14 protein-coding genes are annotated in these 16292 nt (G+C 70.8%); 5 read left to right on the forward strand and 9 right to left on the reverse strand.

Features of this window, described 5'->3' with window-relative positions; translation table 11 throughout:
• Positions 1–83: 83 nt before the first annotated feature.
• Both J3P41_RS08200 and J3P41_RS08205 read right to left on the reverse strand, forming a co-directional pair.
• Positions 84–2054: a hypothetical protein gene (locus tag J3P41_RS08200; RefSeq protein ID WP_210649842.1), complete on the reverse strand. Its 1971-nt coding sequence runs from the start codon at positions 2052–2054 to the stop codon at positions 84–86.
• Entirely contained in the window at positions 2051–2515 is a 465-nt protein-coding gene (locus J3P41_RS08205) for a hypothetical protein (RefSeq protein WP_210649843.1), read from the reverse strand. The genes J3P41_RS08200 and J3P41_RS08205 overlap by 4 nt, the downstream gene beginning before the upstream one ends.
• A gap of 250 nt (positions 2516–2765) precedes the next feature.
• On the opposite strand from J3P41_RS08205, the gene J3P41_RS08210 reads away from it, so the two are divergent.
• Entirely contained in the window at positions 2766–5186 is a 2421-nt protein-coding gene (locus J3P41_RS08210; RefSeq protein ID WP_210649844.1) for an AAA family ATPase, read from the forward strand.
• A gap of 6 nt (positions 5187–5192) precedes the next feature.
• On the opposite strand, the gene J3P41_RS08215 is transcribed toward J3P41_RS08210, so the two are convergent.
• The 4 genes from J3P41_RS08215 to J3P41_RS08230 form a co-directional block, all read right to left on the reverse strand.
• Positions 5193–5837, reverse strand: a complete 645-nt coding sequence (locus J3P41_RS08215; protein ID WP_210649845.1) for a GNAT family N-acetyltransferase — start codon at positions 5835–5837, stop codon at positions 5193–5195.
• 163 nt (positions 5838–6000) lie between these two features.
• Positions 6001–7437, reverse strand: a complete 1437-nt coding sequence (locus tag J3P41_RS08220; protein ID WP_210649846.1) for a hypothetical protein — start codon at positions 7435–7437, stop codon at positions 6001–6003.
• A 127-nt stretch (positions 7438–7564) separates the two neighbouring features.
• Positions 7565–8227, reverse strand: coding sequence for a response regulator transcription factor (locus J3P41_RS08225; protein WP_210649847.1), 663 nt, complete (start codon positions 8225–8227; stop codon positions 7565–7567).
• Positions 8228–8270: 43 nt separating this feature from the next.
• A complete protein-coding gene (locus tag J3P41_RS08230; RefSeq protein ID WP_210649848.1) occupies positions 8271–9401 on the reverse strand; it encodes a sensor histidine kinase in 1131 nt (376 codons plus the stop codon).
• A gap of 302 nt (positions 9402–9703) precedes the next feature.
• Between J3P41_RS08230 and J3P41_RS08235 the strand changes: the two genes are divergently transcribed.
• The 3 genes from J3P41_RS08235 to J3P41_RS08245 all read left to right on the forward strand — a co-directional run bounded on the left by J3P41_RS08235 (position 9704) and on the right by J3P41_RS08245 (position 12773).
• Positions 9704–10234, forward strand: a complete 531-nt coding sequence (locus J3P41_RS08235) for a GNAT family N-acetyltransferase (RefSeq protein WP_210649849.1) — start codon at positions 9704–9706, stop codon at positions 10232–10234.
• Positions 10235–10319: 85 nt separating this feature from the next.
• Positions 10320–11612 carry a hypothetical protein gene (locus J3P41_RS08240; RefSeq protein WP_210649850.1) on the forward strand — a complete coding sequence of 431 codons (1293 nt, stop codon included), beginning with the start codon at positions 10320–10322 and terminating at the stop codon, positions 11610–11612.
• 135 nt (positions 11613–11747) lie between these two features.
• Entirely contained in the window at positions 11748–12773 is a 1026-nt protein-coding gene (locus J3P41_RS08245) for an ornithine cyclodeaminase (RefSeq protein ID WP_210649851.1), read from the forward strand.
• 77 nt (positions 12774–12850) lie between these two features.
• Here J3P41_RS08245 and J3P41_RS08250 read toward each other — a convergent pair whose 3' ends face one another.
• The 3 genes from J3P41_RS08250 to J3P41_RS08260 all read right to left on the reverse strand — a co-directional run bounded on the left by J3P41_RS08250 (position 12851) and on the right by J3P41_RS08260 (position 15630).
• Positions 12851–14146, reverse strand: coding sequence for an MFS transporter (locus tag J3P41_RS08250; RefSeq protein WP_210649852.1), 1296 nt, complete (start codon positions 14144–14146; stop codon positions 12851–12853).
• A gap of 53 nt (positions 14147–14199) precedes the next feature.
• Positions 14200–14751, reverse strand: coding sequence for a hypothetical protein (locus J3P41_RS19255; RefSeq protein ID WP_210649853.1), 552 nt, complete (start codon positions 14749–14751; stop codon positions 14200–14202).
• A gap of 249 nt (positions 14752–15000) precedes the next feature.
• Complete coding sequence (locus J3P41_RS08260) at positions 15001–15630, reverse strand: TetR/AcrR family transcriptional regulator (RefSeq protein ID WP_210649854.1); 630 nt, start codon at positions 15628–15630, stop codon at positions 15001–15003.
• A gap of 64 nt (positions 15631–15694) precedes the next feature.
• Here J3P41_RS08260 and J3P41_RS08265 point away from each other — a divergent pair, with 64 nt between their 5' ends.
• Complete coding sequence (locus tag J3P41_RS08265) at positions 15695–16282, forward strand: hypothetical protein (RefSeq protein WP_210649855.1); 588 nt, start codon at positions 15695–15697, stop codon at positions 16280–16282.
• Positions 16283–16292: the final 10 nt, after the last annotated feature.

The following is a 16292-nucleotide window of genomic DNA, read 5'->3' on the forward strand; positions in this document are numbered from 1 at the left end:
CGGTCCCGTGACCGACCGAGAGCCGCCCCCGCGACGGGGGCGGCTCTCAACTTTGGCGGCGGGCGACCGCCGCGCCAGAGGCGTCAGCGGGTCGCGACCGCGATGCCCTCGATGACGACCGGACGCTTGTTGCTCTTCACCTCGATGGTCACCTTTCCGGACCAGGGGGTGGCGAAGGCAGGCACGCGGATGATGCGGTGCCGCTGCGTGGACCTGCTCTTCAGCCGGACGGTCTGCTTCTTGCCGGCAGCGGTGAGGATGATCGTTCCCCCTCGCTTGGTGGTGGTGACCACCAACGCGACCCAGCGAGCGTCCGTGACCGAGTGGCTCAGGCGTGCGCCGCGCTTGGTGGCGCGCGCCTCCACGCCAGCCCAGGCCCTGGTGCTTCGCTTGATGCCGAACCCCTTCCTCTTCATCGCCTTCGCCGAGGCGGGCACCGTGAAGGTGCGGGCGGCGGGCGTCGCATCGACGTGTCCAGCGCCGTCGATCGCTGCGACTTCGAAGGTGTGGGTTCCGGGCGTGACGACGTCCAGCGCCACTGCGCCGTTGCCGCAGGGAAGCGACTGCCCGTCGAGGGTGCAACGCCACGCGTGCGCGGCCTCGTCGCTTGCGTACGTCAGCTCGACGGACCGTCCGAGGACGATCCCATCCTCCTCAGGCCCGCCCGTGATGGCGGTCTCCGGCGCTCGAGCGTCGGGGCCCGGGCCGGGGTGGGGGCCGGGGTTGGGGCCGGGATTGGGGTTCGGGCCCGGATCGGGGTCACCAGGGTTCGGGTCACCAGGGTTCGGGTCACCAGGGTTCGGGTCGCCGGGGTTCGGGTCGCCGGGGTTCGGGTCGCCGGGGTCCGGATCCGGGTCGGGCTGGCCTCCGCTGATCTCCCACGTCCGTGACTCGGGGGTCGGGTCCGGATTGCCGGCGGCGTCGACCCCGCGCACCTCGAGACGGTAGGCACCTGCGCCGAGGCCGTGCACTGCATGCGGTGAGCTGCAGGCTCTCCAAGCCGCCGGCGTGCCGTTCGTCGTGAGTCGGCACTCGAACGTGTCGGCGTCGTCGCCCACGAACGCGATGCGTGCACCGTCGTCGGTGGCGTCGAAGCTCGTGATGGTCGTCTCCGGCGCGATGGTGTCGATGCGCCACTGGTACTTGGCCGGCAGCTGGTCGACCGCGCTCCCGTGGCGGGCGCGGACCGCGAGCTCGTGCAGCCCGCCGCTGAGGGCGGACAGGGTGGTCGTCGGTGCCGCGGAGGTGGCACACGGCCATTCCGCTCCGCCGTCGAGGCTGCACACGTAGTCCTCGGCGTGTGCGCTGGAGAACCGGAAGGTCGGGGACGTGCTGTTCGAGATCTTGCTGGGTGCACCGACGATCTCGGTGTCGACCACGTCGAACGTCGCCGAATGCACGGCGCTCCGGTTGCCGGACGGGTCGACCGCCCGGACGTTGAACTGGTGCTCCCCCTCAGCGAACTGGCCGATCCTGGGCGACGAGCAGGCCAACCACGCACGCTCGTCGAGCTGACACTCCGACGTTGCGCGGTCGGTGGTCCACGTGAAACCGTACGTCCGCTCCAGCAACGGGTGCTGGAGCACGTCGACGGCAGTGATCTCGGGAGGACGTACGTCGACGAAGCGGGCCGTCACCTCGGCTTCGACGCTGTTGAAGGCCTCGGAGTGCACCCCGCACTCGACGAAGCCGTCGACCTCGCGGGTCTCGTGGCATCCGGTCCAGCCGCCGAAGACCCAGTTGTCTGCCGGTGTCGGCGAGGGCTGGGCTCGCAACCACAGCCACGCCTCGAGGATCTCGGAGTTGCGCACGCGCATGCAGGTACGCGTCACCCGGTCGTCCTGCTGGCTGTTGAAGCCGCAGAACGTCGGGCCATCGTCCTCGACGTCCCCTTCGACGATGGTCACTGACCCGGCGCCGCGGATGTGGGTGGTGAGCCCGACCTGGCCGGCGCTCGCGGACCCGGCAGCCGCGAGCTGGCCGCACAGCGTGGCCATGAGGAGTCCGGCCGCGGCGAGCAGCCGCCCGCTCCGACGCGTAGGGCGGCGGCTCATGCGTCTGCCTCCGCGTCGTCCTCGGCGAAGATGACCCACGCCGCGGCCGCCCAGAACGCGGCGACGAGTACGCCGCCGCCGAAGGACGACAGGGGAATGGTGCCGACCCACGTGATGGGAAGGGCGATGGTCAGCGGCCGGGGAAGGCGGGTGAACCGCTTGCTGGCGACAGCGAGTGCGACCAGGCCGCCGAGCCAGAGCAGGTTGGCGGGTGCGGCGATGGCGGCGAAGTAGGCGGGGTCCTCACCTTGCACGTTGGAGACGGTGGCTACCGCGGCGAGGGGCACCATGCCGAGGGCGGCGACAAAGACAGGCCATGTCTTCGTCTGGGAGCCGAGCCAGTACAGGAAGGGCAGCTGCGCGACGAGGAGCACGCTGAGCCCCCCGATCAGGACGTGCTCGACGCCGACGATGGCGACATCGCTCGAGGGCTCGTGAACGACTTGCAGGATGCCGGTCACGGCGGACACCGCGGAGGCGACCGCGGCGGAGGCCACGGCGAGTCTCGACGAGATGGGCGATCGGGTCTGCCCGCTGATCGGCACGGTCGAGGGCTGGGGAGAAGCAGGAATGGAAGTCATGCCGTAATCGTCTGGTCAACGAGCGGTCCACGGCGTCGCCCGTGCTGCTCCTGTCATTCGCCGGTGAATCGGACGTCGGTCATACCTGAGATGGACGTCCGTCACCTTCTCGACCGACGTGGACGGGTCCGTGCCGCACGCCGATAGGCACGCCAGACAAACCGGCCGGGAATTCCCGTCGACGCAATTGGAGGATACGACGAAAAAGGCCCACGCGATAACATGGCCGGTTATGAATAACCGGCCAGAGAACAATGAAGAAGCATTCGAGATCAATTCTATCGGTGCTATTCAAGTGAACGGCGAATGCAGCGATGCCTTGCTGGTCCGGCGTGCCGCGGCGCGTCGCGACTGCGTGCGCAAAGAGACCGAGTCGGCGCTCGCCGACGTCTTGGCCCGCACGACTCACGGAGCAGCAGACGTGGTGGAACGGGAAGCCGACATCGCTCGGCTGCGTTCGAGGCTCGCGGGCCTGACGGCCGCGCTGGGCAACCCAGCTTTCGGACGCCTCGACCTCGTGGACGGGACTCGGGTGTACGTCGGCAGGACGGCCATCACGGCCGACGACAAGACACCCGTCGTGGTCGACTGGCGTGCACCGGTCGCACGCTCCTTCTACACCGCGACAGCCGCGCGTCCGTTCGACGTGCGTCTGAGACGCCATCTCGTCGTCAGGGACGATCGTCTCGTCGCACACGACGACGAGTGGCTGCAGCTCGACGGCGACGCAGCTGTGGACCCGTCAGGTCAGGAGCGAGGGACGCAGCGTGTGGCCCAGCCGGGTCGCCACCTGCTGGACGCCCTGTCCGCCCCCAGAACTGGCCGCATGAAGGACGTCGCCACCACGCTTCAGGCCGAGCAGGACGCCATCATCCGGGCAGACCGGCGTGGAACGCTCGTGGTCCAGGGGGCGCCGGGGACCGGCAAGACCGTCGTCGCGCTCCACCGGGTGGCCTACCTGCTGTACGAGAACCGGGAGCGCTACGCCCGAAGCGGGGTGCTTCTCGTCGGCCCCACGCGCCACTTCCTCCAGTACGTGTCCGAGGTCCTCCCGGCGCTGGGGGAGACCGCTGTGGTCCCTGCGACCATCGGCGACCTGTTTCCCGGCGTGGTCGCCGACGGTACGGAGCGGCCCCAGACGGCGACCGTCAAGGGCGAGCTCGTGATGGTCGAGGTGCTCACCAACGCCGTGGCCGCTCTGCAGCGCGCGCCGCGCAGCGACGTGGAGATCGTGTTCAACGGGACACCGTTGCGGCTCGGACGGGACCAGCTGCGACGCGCACGCGACCGGGCTCGGGCAACCGGCCTGCCGCACGAGCTGGCGCGAGCGACGTGCCGCGACGGCGTCGTCGACGTCGTGACCGATGCGTGGGCGCGTGCGATCGGCACGGATCCGTACGACGGTACGTCGTGGCTCGACGACGACGATCGAGCTGCCTTGCGGGCGGAGGTCGAGGAGTCGGAGGAGCTCGACGGCCTCCTGGACCACATGTGGCCCCGCCTGACGCCGCTCGCGCTGCTGCGCCTGCTGTGGTCCGACGCCGAGCTGCTGTCGACTGCCGCGAAAGACTTGCTCACGCCGCAGCAGCAGGCGTTGCTGCGGCGGGAAGCGGACGCACCGTGGACTGCCTCGGATGTGGCGCTCCTCGATGAGGCGGCGGAGCTCGTGGGGCACGACGACACGGCGCAGCGGTCCGCTGAGGCTCGAGCGCGTCGCGAGCAGGAGGCCTACGCGCGAGGTGTGCTGGAGATCCTCCACGGGTCGCGTGCCCTGGAGGACGATGACGTTGCCGACGAGATCGACTGGGATGATGCGGCCCGCGTGGGCGCGCTCGAGGCGGCGGCGTTGGCCGACCGCTTCACCGAGGAGGACCACCGGACCCTGGCCGAGCGAGCGCTGGCCGACCGGGACTGGGTGTTCGACCACGTCGTGGTGGACGAGGCGCAGGAGCTGACACCGATGGACTGGCGCCTGATCGTCCGCCGTTGTCCATCGCGTTCGATGACGGTGGTGGGCGATCTCGCGCAGACGTCACGGCAGCCCGAGCCGCGCTCGTGGGCCGAGGCGCTCGAGCCGGCGCTGGCGGGGCGGTGGCGCCTGGCCGAGCTCGATGTGTCGTACCGGACGCCCAAGGAGGTCCTCGACGTGGCCGCGCAGGTGCTGGCGGGGTGGCGCCCGGACCTGCGCGCCCCGCGCGCGCTTCGCCGCTCGGGCCGTCCGGTGCAGGTCTGGCGCGCCGTCGACGACGCGGCCGCATCGACGTCGGTCGCGGTGGCTTCGATGCTCGATGACGCAGGATCCGGAACGACGGCGGTGGTCGCGCCGCGGCACCGCATCGCCGACTGCCGGGCGGCGACGGGCGAGCGAGACGTCACCGTGCTGACGCCTCGTGAGGCGAAGGGACTGGAGTTCGACCAGGTCGTCCTGGTGGCGCCCGAGGACATGACACCGGCCGACCTCTACGTCGCACTCACGCGCTGCACGGCACGACTCACGGTCGTCACCGAGGCGCCCGAGCTGCCGTGGGAAGGACCGCGGAACGTGCGGTGATCGGGGTCAGCCGAGCTCGGTCGTCCGGCTGGGGCCGGGGCGGTCCTGGACGTAACGCAGCAGCACGTCGGACCCGTCCTTGTGACCAGCCTCCCGGAACCCGAGCTTGGTGACCATGTGGCGCGAGGCAGCGTTGTCGACGTCGATGTGAGCGACCACCGACTGCAGAGGAAGCTGAGCCCACGCGACGTCGAGCAGAGCCGCGACGGCTTCTGTCCCGTAGCCGCGGCGGTGCCGGTCGCGAGCGAACGCATAGCCCACCTCGGCGACGCCGTGCGCGCTGTCACTGCGACACAGCAGGACCTCCCCGATGACACGGCCCGAGTCGAGCTCCTCGACGGCGAGACTGAGCCAGGCTCCGTCACGATCGAGAGCCGTCTGGTCGACCTTCGTGGCCAACGTCTCCTGCACGGCCTGGAGGTCACGCACGGGCCACGGGAGGTAGCGGGTCACCTCCGGGTCGGAGTGGAACCGCAGCAGGTCGGCAGCGTCGCCGAGGTCGTGCCGGCGAAGGAGCGTGCGGCGCGTGCGGATGCGCAGGGGGAACGCCCATGGGCTCTCCCCACGCGGGTGGTCGGGACCGCCGTCGGACCTGGTCGTCTCTGCCGGGGGCGTGGTGCGCGCGGCAGCGGTTTCGTCGTGGTTCGTCATGCTGCTCTCGTTGATAGTGCGTGAGGTGCCGGTCGGACGAGGCGACACGCGGCCGTTGCCGCGCGTCTCGTCACCGACCACGGGCAGTGAGCGGACCCCCGCTCCGTCCCGGGTGTGGGGGAGACCGGGACGGAGCGGGGGTGGTCAGCGGTGCGCGTCGGGATCAGCGCTTGACGCGGCGCGCGGCGGAGACGGCAGTCGCCGTCTTGTAGCCGTCCCGTCGCACGGTGACGCGTACGGCGATCCGGGCACCGCGGTCGGCGCGCTTGACCGTGTAGGTCCGCGCGGTGGCGCCCTTGATCACCTTGCCGTTGCGCAGCCAGGAGAAGGAGATGCGCTGCGGCTTCACGTTCCAGGTGCCGACAGTGGCCTTCAGGCGAGCGCCGACGACGAAGCGCCCGGCGACCTTCGGCTTGGACTTGGACTGGAACGTCTTCTCCGGAGCGTGCGGCTGCGGCTGCGGGTTCGGCTGCGGGTTGGGCTGCGGCTGCGGGTTCGGCTGCGGGTTCGGCTGCGGCTGCGGGTTGGGCGCCGGAGCAGTCAGCGTGGCGGGGGACCATGCGGGGTCGTGGGCGTTCGGCACGATCTTGGTCATGGTCGTCGACGCGTCGCACGCCGAGATGCCCTGCAGCACCCACAGGTCGCCGGCCTCCTCGTAGGCCACCGAGTCGCTGTCCGGGCCGAAGGCCGGCGACTCGATGACGTTCCTCCCGTTCTGGGCAGGGATGTCGGAGCTGATCCAGCACTGTGGTTCACCGTTGGCCGGACCGGGGCGGCCCGTGGCGGGGTCCTGCCGGGTGGCCGCGGACCCGAAGGACACCGGCCCGAAGCGGAACAGCACACGGTGGCGGTCCGGAGACACGCTCGCGTCGCTGAACCCGACGAAGTCGAACGGGTCGGTCGGGTCGTTGGGGATGAAGTCGTCCTGCCGGAACCAGGGGAAGCTCGACGACGAGCCGAGGTCGTGCAGGTGGACGTCGCCGTTCCGGTTGATCGTGACGCGCTGGTCCGTGACCCACGAGGCGGGGCCGCCGACGACGATGCCGTACTTGTCGACGTCGCTGATCTGCGAGCTGTCCGTGAACGCGGTCAGCGTCTCCGTCACGATCTCGCCGCCGTAGGACTCGGCTCGGCTCTGGGAGTAGGCGATCTTGGAGCCGTCCCGGGAGATGGCCGGGTCGAAGACCGGCGTGATGAACACCGTGTCCTCGTTGGGGACGAAGAGGTCCTTCGCGTCCAGGACGCCCAGGTGCGTGCCGTCCTGGCCGACCCGCACGATGTCGCCGTTGCGGATGGCCACGATGACGCCGGCGTCACTGATCGACGGGTCCTCGTAGGGCGAGGTGGCGGTGCCGTCGGTGGTGACCGCGCGGACGCCGGTGCCGTCGGCGCGGGTGACCCACAGGTTGTGGTCTCGGACGAAGACGATGACGCCGCCGGCTGCGGCGGCCTTCTGCGCCGGCGCACCCGCCTGCCGGGCGGCGGGCGTGGTGAGGTCGGCGGAGGACGCCGCCGCCTGGGCGGGTGCGGCGGCGATGGACAGGGCGCCGCTGAACGCCAGGGTCGCGGCGAGCGAGCAGATCGAGGTGCGCGAGGGCACGGGAGCCTCCTAGGTGACGTGGTTGACGGCTCCAGCCTCGGCGGTCGCGGCCCGCAGACGCATCGACCGCGCGGCGGACGCTCGTGCGACCGAGGTCGTGCTCCCGCGCGACGCGAGGCTCACGCGGCTACACGTCGGCGTTGCCGGGACGGACGAGTCCGGTCTCGTACGCGAGGATCACCGCCTGGGTCCGGTCCCGCAGTCCGAGCTTGGCGAGCACTCGTCCGACGTGCGTCTTGACCGTCGCCTCGCTGAGGTAGAGCGAGGACGCGACCTCCGCGTTCGTCAGGCCCCGCGCGAGCAGCTTCAGCACCTCGACCTCGCGTTCGGTGAGCTCGGCGAGCTGCTGCGTGGCGGCCTCCGGGTCCGGCCCCTCGACGTACCGTTCGACGAGCCGCTGGGTGAGCGTCGGCGCCAGCAGCGTCTCGCCGTCGACCGCGCTGCGGATCGCGTGCGCGATCTCCGAGGGCGGCGCGTCCTTGAGCAGGAAGCCGCTGGCGCCGGCACGCAGGGCGCGATAGACGTACTCGTCGAGGTCGAACGTCGTCAGCACCAGGACCCGGACCTGGGGCTGCTCGCTGGTGATGAGGCGGGTCGCCTCGATGCCGTCCATGCCGGGCATGCGGAGGTCCATGACCACGACGTCGGGGGACAGCTCGCGAGCGGCGGCGACGCCGGCCCGGCCGTCGACTGCCTCCCCCACCACCTCCATGCCGGGTTGCGCACCGAGGATCGCCGAGAGGCCCTCGCGCGCCAACGCGTGGTCGTCGACCACCAGGATCCGCGTCATGCGGCACCCCCGGCGTAGCAGCGGTCGAGGGGTCGTGGTGTCCTCATGCGGGTGATGCCTCCAATGGCAGCTCGGCGCGAACGTGGTAGCGGCCCTCGCGGGGGCCGGCGACAAGTGAACCGTGGTGCAGCCGGGCGCGCTCCTTCATCCCAGGAAGTCCCCGGCCGCTCCCCTCAGCGGCGAGGGGGGTCTCGGGGAGATCGTTGACGACCTCGATGACCACGCGGTCGTTCGCGTAGCGGATGTCGACGCTGGTCGGTACGTCGCCACCGTGCTTGCGCACGTTCGTCAGTGACTCCTGCACGATCCGGTAGGCCGCGAGGCCCAGTCCGGCCGCGAGTGCGGGGCGAGGCTCGTCCTCGTGCAGCGTCACCGGCAGCCCGGTCAGGCGGTGCTGCTCGATGAGCTCCGAGATCTGGCCGAGGTCCGGCACAGGGTCGCCGTCGCGGGGGGTCTGGTGCAGGACGTCGAGCAGTCGGCGCATCTCCACCAGGGCTTGACGCGACGTGCGCCGGACGGCCTCGAGATGGTGGTCGGCCTTGTCGATGTCCACTCGCAGCAGGCTCTGGGCAGCACCGGCTTGCATGGTGACGATCGACAGCGAGTGCGCCACGACGTCGTGCAGCTCTCGGGCGATGCGCTCTCGCTCGGCCGTCACCGCGTCGCGCACGGTGAGCCGTGCCAGCTCGTTGGTCGCTGCCAGCGCGCGCCGCTCGGCCTCGACTCGACGGCGCAGCAGCCAACCCGCGGACCACGTCGTGGCGAAGATGAACGTGATCACGGCGTAGTCGGCGAGGGTCGGGTCCCCGATGTAGTAGTTCAGCTCTGCGGCGGTCGAGATGGCGATCAGCGGGATGGGGAGACCGACGACGGCGTGGACAGGTGGAGCACGGAACGCGCAGGTGAAGGCCGTGATCAGCAGAGCAGGGAGGGGCGTGGCCCCTTCCTCGGGCACCCCGGCCTCCCATGCTCGTGCGACGAGGACGACGGAGACGACCACGAGAACAGCGGTGGGCCACCGCCGGCGCCACAGCAGCGGCGCGGTGCAGCAGAAGGCGAACAGCAGACGCTCTTCGGTGGTACCCGGGCCCTGGAGGAAGACCGCCTCGATCGCGGCCCACGCGCCGACGCCGCTCAGGAGGAAGATGTCTGCGCGCCGAGGCGCAGCAGGCACGTCCGCTAGTCGTTGCCAGGCGTCCATGGCTGCAGGTTATTGAAGGATCAAGCTGCGGCGCGTCATCCCCGAGGGGAGGCCGCATCAGCCTTGCGGCGTAGGCACTCGGTCCCGCCTCCGCCGCCCCGACCGTCCCTCTCAGGGATCACCTCGATCAGTCGCGAGGTTGACCGCCGTCGCTTCCGGGTCCACTTCAGCCGCGCCCCGCGGGCGATGCGTCGGTCCGACGTGGCTCCCGAGACTGGGACATGCGAGGCCGCCGCGAGGCGCGCCTCTCACGCACCCACCTCGAAGGAACCCACATGGAACACCGCGACTCACCGACCACGGCAGTCCTGCCACTCACCCTCGACCACGCACGTGCGCTGCTGGCAGGGCCCGACACCTTCCGCGACACCTTCGGCCTGTCGGTGGCGGAGGGCTACCTCGCCTTCCCCGAGGCGCTCGGGCACATCGTCGAGGCGCTCGAGAGCGGGATGGCACCGCAGTGGTTCAGCCACCTGATCGTCGACGAGCAGCGTGGAGCGGTCGTCGGTCTCGGCGGCTTCACGGGCCCGCCCGCTGACGACACCGTCGAGGTGGGCTACAGCGTGGCGCCCGAGGCGCGCGGCCAGGGCCACGCGACCAGGGCGGTCCAGGCATGGCTGCGGTTCGCGCAGCGGCACGGGGTGGGGTCGATGACCGCGACCACCATGCCCGAGGAGAACGCCTCGACCGCGGTCCTGCACCGATGCGGGTTCGAGAAGGTCGGCGAGGTCGCCGACCCGAACGACGGACCCACCTGGCGCTGGCGCCTCGACCTCCACGCCGAGGGCGTCTCCAGCGCCACGTGACCGGCGACTGTCGAGCAGCACGACCGGCCGCGACGCCCCGCGTACCTCCCACCACCAACTCACCCATCGAAGAAGGATCACCACCTTGATCGCCAGACTCCTGACGGCCAGCACCGTCGCTCTCGTCGCACTCTCGCCGCTCGCGCTGCAGGAGACGGCGTCCGCGGCACAGCCGAAGTGCGACGGCAAGAGGGCCACCATCGTCGGCACCAACAAGAGCGACGTCCTGCGCGGCACAGCGAAGAACGACGTCATCGTCGCCAAGGGCGGCAACGACAAGATCCTCGGGGGAGGCGGCAAGGACGTCGTCTGCGCCGGCGACGGCAAGGACGTCGTCGACGGCGGCGCGGGCAAGGACATCGTCCTCGGCGGGCCGGGCAACGACCGGCTGGACGGCGGAGCCGGGGACGACCGCCTGCGCGGGGAGGACGGGAACGACCGCCTCAACGGCGGGGGTGGCTCTGACCGGCTCTACGGGGACGAGGGCCGAGACACTCTCCACACCGGCGGCGGCACGAAGGACTTCGCATCCGGCGGTGACGACGATGACGACATCACCGTCGCTGCGGCACAGGCCTTCGCCGACGGCGAAGCCGGTGACGACTCGCTCGTCGCCACGGCCTCGGGCACCCACCTCGTCGGTGGCGACGGCAACGACTCCCTCACAGGAAGCCCTTACGACGACCGGCTCGACGGCCTCGCCGGCGACGACCTCATCGAGGCCGGCGAAGGTGCTGACACCTGCACGGGCGGGCCCGGCAACGACCTGTGCGACGGCGGAGCCCCCGGAGGCACGGAGAACACCCCGACCGATCCCGACATCTGCGACGACACGGTCGAGGAGAAGCAGTCGTGCCGTTCGGAGCGCCCGCAGCACCCGGAGCCCCCGGAGCACTCGGAGCACCCGGATGCCTATGTGGGCACCATGTCGGGCTACAACATGGAGTCGGTCGCGGAGGACGAGGGCACCTGGTCGATGCAGGTCCGCTTCACCTACAGCGCCGACACGGGTCAGCACCTGTGGTACACGCTCGAGTCCGGGACGGTCAGCTGGTCCCTCAAGGGCGACAACGGCTACTGCACATGGGCGCAGGACGCCGCCGCGGTGCCGCTCGACCCGCGGTCCGGGCACATCAGCATCGACACCGCCAGAAGGGCCTACGAGGTGAACATGGGATACAACAACCCGCTGCCCCAGTCGATCTGGCAGTGCGAGGACTCGAGCTTCCCCCACGCCGAGTCCTGGCGCCCGGGCAACGTCGTGATCGACGTGCCGTGGGGCGCCTCGCACCCGAGGCTGACGGCTGACCTCGTCGTGCCCGACGCCATGGGCGACCCCGACACCATCAAGTGGGACCTCGAGCCCGTCTACAACTGAGCAGCCACCCGGAGGCCGGAAGGCACGGCGAGGTCCGTGCCTTCCGGCCGATCTCGGTGTGTCCACGACACACCGAGACCGTCTCGGATGCCCCGGCCCGTCTCCGCACCGCACACCCATAGAAGGTGACTCGACATGCGTTTCGTCAGTGTCCGCAACATGGCCCGATGGATCGGCGAGCAAGGACCCGAGCGCATCATCGCTGCCCTCGTCGACGACCTCGAGGACGACTTCCTCCGCTGGCCGGAGTTCGCCAAGTCGCCCAGGCTCGCCGCTCACTCCCCGCTCGGAGTCATCGAACTGATGCCGGTCCACGACCCCGAGCACTACGCCTTCAAGTACGTCAACGGGCACCCCGGCAACCCGACGCGCGGACTGCAGACTGTCACCGCGTTCGGCGTCCTCGCCGATGTCGCCAGCGGATACCCGGTCTTCGTCTCCGAGATGACGCTGCTGACCGCCCTGCGCACCGCCGCTGTCTCAGGACTGGCCGCTCGCCACCTCGCGCCGCCCGGCGCGAGCCGCGCGGCGTTCATCGGCGCCGGATCGCAGTCGGAGTTCCAGGCGTTGGCGCTCCGCTCGGTCACCGGCATCGACGTCGTCCGTGTCTTCGACGTGGACCGGCTGGCCAGCGAGAAGTTCGCGCGCAACCTCGCGCCGCTCGGCTTCCAGGTGAACGTGTGCTCGTCCGCCGCGGAAGCGGTGTGCGACGCCGACATCATCACCACCTGCACCGCCGACAAGGCCAACGCGGTCGTCCTCGACGACGCGGCGGTGGGGCCCGGCGTGCTCATCAACGCCATCGGTGGCGACTGCCCCGGCAAGACCGAGCTCGACCCCCGCACCGTGCAGCGTGCCAGGGTGGTCGTCGAGTTCGAGCCGCAGACCCGCATCGAGGGCGAGATCCAGAACCTCGCGTCGGACTTCCCGGTCACGGAGCTGTGGACCCTGCTCGATCGCCGCGGCGTCGCCCGCGCACGACCGCACGAGGTCGTGGTCTTCGACTCGGTGGGTTTCGCGGTCGAGGACTTCACCGCCCTGCGGTACGTGTCACGAGCTGTGTGGGGGACTCCGTTCGAGGAGGACATCGATCTCGTCGCTGAGCCGGACGACCCGCGTGACCTGTTCGGGATGGTCCCGGCGCCCGTCCCTGCGCGGTAGACGGCACGCCGCCGACGTACGCACACACGGCGCCCCGCCGCGTACGCCCACCGAAGTGGGTGCGCGGTGCGTCTACCTCAGCGAGAGGGACGCACGTCCTCCTCGGGCTGCGGGTCCGTGGACGTGCCGGGCGAGACGGCGGAGTCTGTTCGCGAGGCTGACGCTGGTGCGTCCAGGCTCTGCTCGATGCAGAGGCGGAGGCCGACGAGGGCTACGACCGCCCAGGAGCAGGCGAGCGCGATTGCAGCGGTTCCCAGGCTGGTGGTGTCTGCGACGGCTCCGGTGATCAGCAGTCCCACGGGCAGGGCGGCAAGGGCGGCTGCGTTCTGCCAGGCGAAGACCCGGCCGCGGAACTCGTCGGGGATGCGCTCAGCCATGAGGACCGGCAGCAACGGCGCTGTCAGGCCGGTCCCGAACCCGACTGTCGCCATCGCTGCGATGACGACCGCGGATCCTGCCAGCGTCGCGAGGACGGCGAAGCCACCCGTGGTGACGGTCAGGCCGGCGACGACGAAAGCCCGGCGCGACAGCCTGGCGCGCAGGCCGGCGAAGGTCAGCGCGCCGAGGACCGATCCGGCCGCCAACGCGCTGGTCGCCACTCCGAGTGACGCCGGTGAGTCCCAGGCGGTGAAGATCCCGGGGAGCACCAGCGACTGGATCGGCCCGATGACGGCCGCCGTGCCGGCGCCGAGGAGTGTCAGCGTCCAGACCACTCGGTCACGCCACAGTGCGCGGATCCCCTCGGGGACCGACTGCAGGAGGCCGGTCGCATCGTCGGCCACGCTGGTGTCCGTGCGGGCGTCGTCCCGGGGAGGAGCGCTGGGCGTGAGCGCCGTGAGGACGGCCGCGAGGAGACTGGCCGCCGCGCTCACCCATAGCACTGTGCTGGTCGTCATCGTGGCCAGGAGCACGCCGGCGAGGCCGGGGCCGACCAGGATGGCCGTCCCGGCGATGGCTTCGCGGGCGCCGGCGAATCGCTCCAGGGACCACCCGGACGCGGTGGCCACGTCGTGGAGCATGGTGTCACGGGCGGTCACGCCTGGTCCGTCGACGACGGCACCAAGGACGGCCAGGGCGACCAGCCATGCCAGATCGAGCCCGACGGCGGCATCGACGATGGGCAGCGCCGCCAGCGAGACGGCGCTCAGGACGTCGGCACCGACCGCGATCCGACGTCTGCCCAAGCGGTCGATCACGTGTCCGCCGACGATGGTCGCGAGGAGAGCTGGCACGGCGGCCGAGGTGGCGACCACCCCTGCCTGCCCCGCACTCCCGGTCACGGTGAAGACGAGCCACGGGAAGGCGATTGCAGCAATGGCGTTCCCGAACAGGCTGACGACGTCGGCTGTGAGGAAGATGATGGCGGGTCGCACGTCGAAGTACCGTCCGGAGTCGTTGGGGGTGCACGGGTCTGACGGCGTCGCGCCTACTCGTCGGCGCGCCACCGGGTGCCGACGACCTCGTCGTAGGCGTTGACGCTGCTGGGTGCGTCCGGAAGGCCGGCCCACTCCTGCTTGAGCTCGAGGATCCGGAGCCGCTGCTCGACCGACAAGCAGTCGCGAAGGCGCTCGTGATGTCGAGCGACGTTGCGGTGGTCGTCGTGCAGGAACAGGGACAGGTCGAGGCGCCAGACCCCCTGCGGCCGCCTGAGGTGGAGGTCGACGTGGAAACGGTCGTCGCGTGCACCGGAGTCGCCCGGACGGGCGACCTCGTCCTGGAACGTGATCCCACAAGCACCCGGCAGCGACCACAGCTCGCCTGCGACCTCGATCGCGTCGGCTCGCTCGAAAGCCGGTCCGACCACGAAGGCGATGTCGATCTCGCGACGCACCATCAGGTTGGACACCACACTGCCCAGCAGGACGGGCTCACCGATCTCCTGCAGTGCGTCCCGCACCCTCGGTTCGGCGAGCAGTGCGAACGCGTCGGCCTGCAACGCGTCCGCGCGGGCGCAGGGAGCAGGGTCGAGGGACGACACGTCCGGTCTCCTTCCGTTGTCGCGCCGGAGGGCGAGCCGGGCCTCCCAAGCGTCGTCCCCACCATGCCAAGACTCGGCGTTCCGGTCTGTACGCCGAGAGGCTCGAGGTCGCGACGCTCCCGTCGCAAGGGGATGCGACCTCGGTCGCACGAGCGTCCGCCCCGCGGTCGATGCGGAGGGGCGCGGCGAGCGCCGGTGGTGCCCGGAACTGATGAGGTTCGGAGTCCGCGCCGGTCGGCGCGGACACACTCAGTGCGGCGACGTCCCGCCCGAGGACCGCGCAGCCCTGCTGTCGCGCAGCTGCTCGAGGTGGGACCTGAGCAGGTCGATCGCCACCTCAGGGGTGGTCACCGTGCTGCCGCCGACGAGGTGGAACGCGAGGCCGTCCAGCAGGACGTGCAGGCGGGTCGTCTCTCGTTCCAGGTCAGCGAAGTCGGGAAACACGCCCTCGTGGGCGCCGTCGACCAACACCGACCTGCAGGCCTCGCGCAACCCGGCAGTGCCCTCGTCCCTGATGCCCCGCAGACCTGGATGAGCCGCCGATTCCGCTGTGAGTGCGAGCTGGATCTCCATCTCGACCCGCCGCTCTTCGTCGAGGGGCAGCAGCTCGCTCAACCACTCGACGGCTCGCTCGACTGTCGCGACGCCCTGTGCCGCGCCGATGAACCGCGCCGTAGCCCTGTCGATGGTCAGTCGCATCGCCGCAGCCAGCAGCTCGCTCTTCGTCGGCAGGACGTGGCGGAGGGAGCCCGCCGAGACCCCGGCCTCCGCTGCGACGGTGCGCACCGACACGGCGCCGACGCCTTCGCGTGCGATGACCCGCCACACCGCGAGGGCCAGGTGCTGCCGACGCTCGTCATGGTCGATCAGTCGCGGCACGCCGCCATGGTAGCACGAGCGTGCTAGCATCTTGGCGACACAATCGTACTAACAAGGGTATCTGATGTTCTCCTTCTTCGCGGACAACCCCGTGGCCGCCGTGATCGTCCTGTGCGAGGTCGGGCTCTGGATCCTCCTCGGAGCGGGTCTGGTGCTGCGCTACCTCGCGCGGCTGCGCCTCGCCGGGGCGGTCGTGCTCGCCGGCATACCGCTCCTGGACGTCGTTCTCCTGGTCGCTGCCGCCGTCGACCTCCACCGAGGCGCGGAGCCCGACGCCATCCACGGGCTGGCCGGGATCTACCTCGGCGTCAGCGTCGCCTTCGGGCCGTCGATCGTGCGCTGGGCCGACGTCCGGTTCGCTCATCGGTTCGCGGGCGGTCCTGCGCCGGTCAAGCATCCGAAGGGGTCGCCCGAGCGCGTCGCGGCGCTCTGGCGCGAGTGGAACCGCGTCGTCCTGGCCGCGGTCGTCGCCTCAGCGGCCCTGCTGGGTCTGGCCTTCGTGTTCGCCGAGCCTGCCCATCGGGATCCGCTCGTGTGGTGGGCGGGGCGCGCGTGGCTCGTCGTCGGGATCTGGCTGCTCGCCGGCCCCGTCTGGGAAGGGGGTACGCGGTCCAGCGGCGCCTCGCGGGACGAGGACAGGGTGCGTCGCTAGGGCGGCTCTG

The sequence above is a fragment of the Nocardioides sp. SYSU D00065 genome (assembly GCF_017916425.1).
Lineage (GTDB): Bacteria > Actinomycetota > Actinomycetes > Propionibacteriales > Nocardioidaceae > Nocardioides.